This is a genomic window from Streptomyces sp. NPDC046303 (assembly GCF_055588085.1).
Map to the genome: position 1 here is coordinate 46,338 of NZ_JBVJFA010000023.1, position 7,404 is coordinate 53,741.

A 7,404-nucleotide genomic window follows, 5' to 3' on the forward strand; every position below is an offset into this window, starting at 1 on the left:
GGCCGACCCTACGACGGCTCGCGCCGCTCCCGCCCGCCGAACACGGCGACCGCCGCCAGCGACCCCAACAGCCCCCCTGCGGCGATGCCGAGGGCCGGGCCAGGCCCCCACAGCGTCCAGGCCGCGCCGAACAGCAGGGACCCCGCGAACCGGGACAGGGCCTGGGCCGTCTGCAGCACCGCGAGTCCCGTGGTGCGCAGCCCCGCCGGCAGCAGCGGTCCGGCCGCCGCCATCAGCACCCCGTCGGTGGCCGCGTAGAACAGGCCGAGCAGTCCGAGGACCCCGAGCACCAGCCACGGCCCCGCCGGTACGGGAGCGAGCAGCAGCAGACAGGCGGCGAGCAGCAGCACGTGTCCGCCGAGGAACACCCGGCGCCGGCCCAGGCGGTCGGCGGCCCGGCCGACGGGCAGCGCGGCCAGCAGGAACACCGCCGCCGTACCGACGGGCAGCAGCGGGAAGTACGCGGCCGGCAGCTCGAGGCGGCGCTGGAGCAGCAGGTAGAGGAAGGCGTCGCCGACGGTGAACAGGCCGAGCACGGCTGCGGTCGCGCACAGCCGGCGCAGCCCGGGGATCCGTACGAGCGTGCGTACGGGAGGCAGCGGGGCACGGGCGGCCGGGGCGGGTGCGGGCGCCTCCCGGACGAACAGGACCAGCACCACCACCCCCAGGAGCGCGATGCAGCAGCTCACCGTGAACACGGCGGCGTACCCGTCGACCACCACCCACAGCACCCCGAACGCGGCCAGCGGCCCCAGCAGGGCGCCCGCCGTGTCCAGCGCACGGTGCACCCCGAAGGCGCGGCCCTGGTCCTGCGGCGGGCAGGAGAGCGAGATCAGGGCGTCGCGGGGAGCGGTGCGCAGGCCCTTGCCGGTCCGGTCGGCGGCGAGCACCGCCGCCACCGACCAGGGGGTGGTGGCGGCGAGCAGGGCCGCCTTGCACACGGCGGACAGGGCGTAGCCGAAGCCCGCCACGAGTTTGCGCCGGTGGGTGCGGTCCGCGATCCGGCCGCCCGCGAGGCGCAGCAGCGCGGTCGCGCCCTGGTGGAGCCCGTCCAGGGCGCCGAAGGCCAGCGGGGACATGCCGAGCCCCGCCATCAGGTACAGCGGCAGGACGGCGGTGACCATCTCGGCGGAGACATCCGTGACCAGGCTGACCACGCCGAGCGCGAACACCGTGCCGGGTACGGCCCGCAGGGGGCCGCTCGGAGCCGGGGTGTCCCCGGCCATGTCCGCGGCCCGGCTGGTCGACAGGTACACGGATGCCTCCCTGGGCGACTAGAACCAGTTGACGGTGAGCGGGAACCCGGCGGTGACCGTCGAGCCCGCGGAGTCGGTGGCCGTGGCGGTGATCTGGAGCGTGCCGCTGGCCCACGGCTTGCCGCTGATCCGGCCGGTGCCGGGGTCGACGGTCAGGCCCCAGGGCAGGCCGGTGGCCGCGTACCGGATCGGGGGCCTGCCGCCGGTGGCACTGAGCTGGATGGTGCAGGACTGGTTGAACTTGCAGGTCTGCGGGCCGGGGTTGGCCAGCTTCAGGTCACCCGCGGTCGGGGTCGGTGTCGGGGTCGGGGTCGGTGTGGGTGTCGGGGTCGAGGTGGGCGTGGGAGTGGGCGTGGGCGTGGGCGTCGAGCCCTCGAACACCTCGGAGATCGGCTGGACGTTGGCCGCGTTGCCCGCGTGGGTCGTGCCGAAGAGGTCCTCGAAGGTCCGCAGCAGGTGGTGGTGGTTGAAGGGGGTGGCGTACTTGCCCGTCTTGACGTGCGCGCCGTAGAACACGGTGGCGATCTGGTTGGACCCCAGGTAGTTGTCCTCGTCCCAGGTCAGCACCAGCAGGCTGTTGTTGGCCTTCGCCCACTGCGCGTAGGCGTCGATGTTGTTCTTCGTCCAGGTGTCGCCCGTGTTGACCGAGCACGAGTGCATGTCGTTGCACTGGTTCGGCACGATGAACGACAGGTGCGGCAGCGCCGCGAAGTTGTTCTGCGGGAACTGCGCCCACGTCTTCCCGGTGTTCAGCGGCACGTTCTTGAAGGCGAACCACGGGTTGTGCTTCTGCGCGTACTGACCGTTCGTGCAGGCCGTGGACCCCTCGCTCGGCAGGTCCTCGTTGTACGTCGCGAAGGTCTTGCCGGCCGCGATCAGCTCCTGGCCGAGGTTGGGGGCCGTCATCGACTGCGGGGTGTAGCAGCCGTCGCCGGTGATGCCCTGCGTGGCGCCGGAGAAGAGGTTGAAGTAGTTGGGCTGGCTGGGGTGGGTCAGTGCCTTCATGCCGGTCAGGCTGGCGCCGCCGTTCGCCAACTGGTTGATGTACGGGGCGTTCGCGCTGCCGATGATCTCCCCGTACTGCTTGTTCTCGTACACGACGACCACCACGTGGTCGTACGAGGGCAGCGCGGCCGCGACCGGCACGGTCGCGGAACGGGGCTCCGCGGCCTGCGAGTTGGCGACGGTGAACGCGCCCAGCAGGCCGAGCGCGCCGAGTCCGGCCACGAGCGCCGACCACCGGGCCCGGCGTCTCGCGTCGGCCCTGGGTGAGGGGGTGGGCATGGGATCCTCCTTGGTGTCATTCCTCTCGCCGGGCCGCGCCGGCCACGGCGATGTTCAGGAAGCGCGGTACGGGCCGCTCCCGGTCGCGGAAGTCCTCCGCGACCGCGGCCCGCACCGCCGTCAGGCGTGCCTCGGGCAGCAGCACCAGCGCACTGCGCCCCGGCTCCTGCCCGGGCGGCCAGGCGCGCAGGGCCCCGGCCCGGCGGGCGCAGGCCACGGCCCGCGCCAGCTCGGCCGGCCGGTCCGCGGCCTCGCCGCGCACGGCCACCAGCACCAGTCGCGCCCCGGACGCGGCCGGGTCGAAGGGGACGTACCGCTGCCGGCGCCGGGGCTCGGCGCCCGGCAGCAGGGCCTTGCCGGGACGGGCGAAGAGCACCGCCCGGCGCAAGGAGTCGTCCCCGTCCGGCAGCGCCGCGGCCAGCAGCCGGGCCAGCCGCGCACGGTCCGGCAGCACGCCGGCCCCCGTGTGGACGTCGGCCACCGCCAGGGCGATCGCGCAGTCGGCCGGCTCGGCCGTGGCCAGCCCGGCGGCCGCCGTGAGCGAGCCCTGCACGTGGAGGTCCGTACCGCCGCGGCCGAAACCGGCCCGGGCCAGCGCCCGCAGCACGGCGTACGGCCGGACCGCCCAGGCGGGGGCCGCGGGCGGCGGCCCGGACAGCGTCAGCGGAAGATCGCAGCTGTCCGCGGGATGCCCCAGCGAGCTGAGCCGCACCAGGCCGTCGGTGCGCGGGGCCGCGGCGGCGGCCGTCGGCCAGCCGGCCGCCGCGACCAGCCCGGGGGACCCGAGGTGGAAGGCGTACGGGGCGCTCCACACGGCGGCCGGGGGCCGGCCGTGCGCGGCCTCCAGGGCGTAGGCGACGAGCCGGAACAGCGGATCGGCGGTGGCCCGCCGCGCCAGGTCGCCTCCGGCGCGGAGGGGCCCCGGCCCGTGGACGCCGGGTTCCGCGAGGCCCGGTCCGGCCGGGCCCGCCGGTTCGGCGGGGCCCGTCACCGGACGTCCTTGCGGGCGAGGATCCGGTAGGCGTTCCCGCCGTCCGTGACCCGGGCGGCCGCCGACCGCACGGCGTCGAGCACGGCCGCCCCCGCGAAGCAGGGCAGCGCCGCCAGCCGTACGAGGCCGGCGAGGGCCCGCGTGCGGGGCGTGGCCGGGGGACCCCACGGCCGGTCCGGGTCGGGGGCCAGCCGGGCGGCGGTCAGCGCCACCGCGCCGAAGAAGTCGTTGCCCTGATGGGCCCCGCCGTGCTCCTCGACGAGGACGGTGAACCCCCGGTCGGCCAGCGCCTCGCGCAGGTTCGCGGCCGGAACCAGATGCTGGTGCTGCGGCTGGAACCAGGGCAGCCACGCCCCGCCGAGCAGGCCCGCCATGCGGGACTCGGGGTCGGGCACCTCGACGGCCAGGAATCCGCCGGGGGCCAGGACGGCGGCCGCCGCGTCCAGTTCGGCCAGCGGATCCCTGGTGTGCTCCAGGTAGTGGTACATGCTGACCACCTCGTACCGGCCCGCCAGCTTCGAGGCGTACTCCGGGAACTGGCCCTGGTAGCCGGTCTCCACCCAGCCGCGGCGCTCGGCCCCGAGGACCCCGTCGCCCATGTCCAGCCCGTCGAACCGGGTCTGCGGCCACACCTCGCGCGCCGCGTTGCAGAAATGCCCGTGCCCGGTGCCCACGTCGAGCCAGGACTCCGGACCGGCGGTGCCGACCTGCGCGCGGAGCATCTCGGCGCGCCCCCGGTAGGCGTCGCCGAGCCGCCCGAAGACGGTGCCCGCCCCCTCGCCGCCCCGCCCGTCGTAGAAGTCGCGGTAGTAGAACTCCAGCCCCTCGGGGCTCAGCCGGGGGTTCTGGAAGACGTGCCCGCAGTCCTCGCAGCGCTCCAGCGTGAACCGGCCGGGCTTGCCCTGGAGCAGGTCGGGCACCCGGACCCGGACGGCGAGCCGCCCGCCGCCGCACCAGGGGCAGTCCGGGCGGCGCACCTCGAAGAAGCGGTCGGTCCCCGCGGCCAGGTCCGCCCGGTAGGCGGCGGCCCGCCCGGAGTCCGCATCCCCGCCCCGGCCACGGCGGGCCGCCGCGGCCGTCCGCAGGGCCGCGCCGAGCGACCGTACCGGCCGGGCGGCGGTGGCCCGGCCCAGATCGGCGGGGCGCAGCGGGGAGCGCGGCCCGCCGAGGGCCAGGTACGGCTGAAGCCAGTACAGCCCGGCCGCGGCGGCGCCCCACCGGCCCTGGCGCACGACGACGCCCGCCAGCAGGGCCAGCCCGGCGAGCTGGGCCGCGGCCAGCGCCCCCGGCGGCAGCCCCTGGGCCCGCAGCTCGGCGGCGCGCGCGGGCCCCGTCGCCCCGCCCTGTGGTCCGCAGCTCAGCGCGGGGGCGATGGCCAGGCCCGCGGCCCCGGCCGCGTACTCCTTCAAACGACGGGCGAGCGCGAGGAGTTCCGCCGGCCCGGGGCGCGGACCGTCCGGATCCACCCCCGCCCGCGCGAGGAGCTCCTCGGCGGCCAGCACCGCGAACCCGGCGCCGCGCCCCTCGCCGAGCCGGTCCCGCCGGTAGCGGGCGGGGTCGACCAGGCGCAGCAGCCCGAGCGCCCGCTCGGCGGCCAGATCCCCCGGCAGCAGGTCCAGGACCCGCAGCCCCTCCCGTTCGGCGTGCGCGCAGGCGGCGAGGAACGTGGCCGCGTCGGCCTCCACCCCCCGGGCGGTCAGCAGCCGCCACCCGGCGGCGCGCGGCACCCCGGTCGCCGCGGCCGGGGCGACCGGCAGCACCGGCACCGCCCGCAGCCGGCGGCCGGCCCGGACCGTGCCCGCACCGAGCGCGGCCAGCAGGACCACCGAGGTCCACGGGACCCGGGGGATCGGGGGTGGCGTCATAGGAGTTTCTCCAACCGGTCGGCCGCGGCGGCGGCTCCGCCCGCCGCGGCGAATGAGGCCTGGATCCGCCGGGCGGACCGGCGCGGGCCGGGCTCGTCCAGTACGGCCGTGAGCGCGTCGCGCAGTTCCTCGGCCCGGGTCCTGGCGAACCGCAGCCGTACCCCGGCTCCGGCGTCCACGACCTGGCGGGCCACGATCGGCTGGTCGTCGCGGATCGGGGCGATCACCAGCGGCAGCCCGAACGCGAGGGCTTCGCACACGGTGTTGTGGCCGCCGTGGCAGACCACCGCGTCCAGGTGGGGCAGCAGTTCCAGCTGCGGGACGCGCTCCTGCAGCAGCAGGTGCCCCGGCGCGGAACCGATCAGTGCGGGGGGAGCCGCGAGCACCACCTGCACGTCCTCCGCGAGGTGTTCGGCGGCGCCGAGCACCGCCGCGTAGAACCGGCTGCCGGCCTCCTGGTTGAGGGTGCCCAGGGACACCAGCACCCGTCGGCGTGCCGGATCGAGCCGCTGCCAGGGAAATCCGGGAGCGGCCGGGCGGGCCCCGAAGGCGGGGCCGACGAAGGCGTAGTGCGGCGGGAACTCGTCGGACGGGCCGACGAGTTCGGGCGTGGAGAAGACCAGGACCAGCCGGTCGGAGAACCGCGGATCCCAGCGGGAGGCCACCGGCCCGAACTCGGCGAGCAGTCCGCGGACCTGTTCCGCCACCCACGCGCCGACCTTCGGGAAGTCGGCGAAGGGCCGGGTGAGTTCCGCCGAGGTGCTGGCGGACGTCGCCCAGGGGATCCCGAGCTGCTCGGCGACCAGCGGTCCGGCCAGGGCCTGCTGGTCGGCGACCAGTACGTCCGGCCCGAAGGCGCGGACGGCGTCGGCCACCCCGGGCGCCATCGCCCGCGCCAGCGGCACGAGCGCCTCCTCCCACAGGAACCGCAGCGCCGCGACCCCGCGCAGATCGCGCCAGCGTGCGTGCAGCGCCGAGTAGCCGCCGCCCGCCTCCTCCCCGGCGGGCAGGATCCGGGCCTGCGCGGGCAGCAGCCCGGCCAGTACCCCGGAAGGCCCCGTCCAGGCGATCTCGTGGCCGCGGGCCGCCAGTTCGGCCCCGACCGCCACCGTCGGATTGACGTGCCCCGCCAGCGGCGGAACCGTGAACAGCACCCTCATGGCACCAGCGCTCCCACCCGTGTCCCGTGCGCGTCCCGGGGCTCCTGTGCCGTCAGCGCCGCCGACGCGCCGAGATGGGCCAGTACGGCCTCCCGCAGCACCCCGCTGGTCTCCTTCAGCACGTCGTGTCCCAGACCCGGCAGGATCCGCAGCGCCCCGTGCGGTGCGTGCAGGGCCAGCTCCCGTGCGCCCGGGACCAGTTCGGAGTGCTCGCCGCACACGACCAGCAGGGGGCAGCGCAGCCGGGCGTAGTCGGCCGGGCCGAAGGTGCGGCCGGCCGCCATGTCGTCGATGAGGGTGGTGCGGTTGAGCAGGTCGTCGGCGATCGCCGTGAGGTTGGCGGCCTTGCGCAGCCGCAGGCTCCGCAGCTCGGCGGGGACCGGACTGTCCTCCAGGCTGAGGGCGGCGGCCGACAGGGTGTCCACCATGCCCTCCACCCAGCTCCCGCCGAGCGGCGGCTCGAGGAGGGTCAGCCCCGTGACGAGACCGGGCCGGGCCAGTGCCGCGTGCAGGGCGAGGGTGCCCCCGTAGCTGTTGCCGACCAGGTGCACCGGCCGGTCCCCCAGACCCAGCGCGCCGAGCAGCGCGAAGAGGTCCCGTACGGCCGTGCCGCTGTCGTATCCGGCGGCCGGACGCTCGGTGCGGCCGTGGCCGCGCAGGTCGTACAGGACGGCCTCGTGGCCGGCGCGGGCCACCGGTACCGCCAGCGGGCAGTAGAAGGAGGACAGGTTGTCTACGGCCAGCCCGTGCAGGAAGACCACCACGGGCCGGTCGGGGCGGGCGGCTTCCGCGGTGGCGGGCAGCCGCTGGACGTGGAAGCGCAGCGAGTTGGCGAGGACGAAGGCCAT

6 protein-coding genes are annotated in these 7,404 nt (G+C 76.3%); all 6 read right to left on the reverse strand.

Annotated features, from left to right (window positions below; all coding sequences use genetic code 11):
• Positions 1–8: 8 nt before the first annotated feature.
• From ACZ6I1_RS23565 to ACZ6I1_RS23590, 6 genes are read right to left on the reverse strand one after another with little or no spacing between them, the layout of a single operon-like run.
• Positions 9–1,256: an MFS transporter gene (locus ACZ6I1_RS23565; protein WP_469290172.1), complete on the reverse strand. Its 1,248-nt coding sequence runs from the start codon at positions 1,254–1,256 to the stop codon at positions 9–11.
• A gap of 18 nt (positions 1,257–1,274) precedes the next feature.
• Complete coding sequence (locus ACZ6I1_RS23570; RefSeq protein WP_469290174.1) at positions 1,275–2,540, reverse strand: alkaline phosphatase family protein; 1,266 nt, start codon at positions 2,538–2,540, stop codon at positions 1,275–1,277.
• 16 nt (positions 2,541–2,556) lie between these two features.
• Positions 2,557–3,531, reverse strand: a complete 975-nt coding sequence (locus tag ACZ6I1_RS23575) for a galactokinase (RefSeq protein ID WP_469290176.1) — start codon at positions 3,529–3,531, stop codon at positions 2,557–2,559.
• A complete protein-coding gene (locus ACZ6I1_RS23580; protein ID WP_469290178.1) occupies positions 3,528–5,396 on the reverse strand; it encodes a methyltransferase domain-containing protein in 1,869 nt (622 codons plus the stop codon). The genes ACZ6I1_RS23575 and ACZ6I1_RS23580 overlap by 4 nt, the downstream gene beginning before the upstream one ends.
• Positions 5,393–6,556 (reverse strand): glycosyltransferase, encoded by a 1,164-nt coding sequence (locus ACZ6I1_RS23585; protein ID WP_469290180.1) that lies wholly within the window; start codon positions 6,554–6,556, stop codon positions 5,393–5,395. Before ACZ6I1_RS23585 ends, ACZ6I1_RS23580 begins: the two co-directional genes overlap by 4 nt.
• Positions 6,553–7,404 (reverse strand): alpha/beta fold hydrolase, encoded by an 852-nt coding sequence (locus tag ACZ6I1_RS23590; RefSeq protein WP_469290182.1) that lies wholly within the window; start codon positions 7,402–7,404, stop codon positions 6,553–6,555. Before ACZ6I1_RS23590 ends, ACZ6I1_RS23585 begins: the two co-directional genes overlap by 4 nt.

Excerpts from the sequence above, each read along its gene's own strand:
- ACZ6I1_RS23570 (WP_469290174.1), bottom strand. The coding sequence starts at position 2,540 with ATGCCCACCCCCTCACCCAGGGCCGACGCGAGACGCCGGGCCCGGTGG.
- ACZ6I1_RS23580 (WP_469290178.1), bottom strand. The coding sequence starts at position 5,396 with ATGACGCCACCCCCGATCCCCCGGGTCCCGTGGACCTCGGTGGTCCTG.
- ACZ6I1_RS23585 (WP_469290180.1), bottom strand. The coding sequence starts at position 6,556 with ATGAGGGTGCTGTTCACGGTTCCGCCGCTGGCGGGGCACGTCAATCCG.
- ACZ6I1_RS23590 (WP_469290182.1), bottom strand. The coding sequence starts at position 7,404 with ATGGCCTTCGTCCTCGCCAACTCGCTGCGCTTCCACGTCCAGCGGCTG.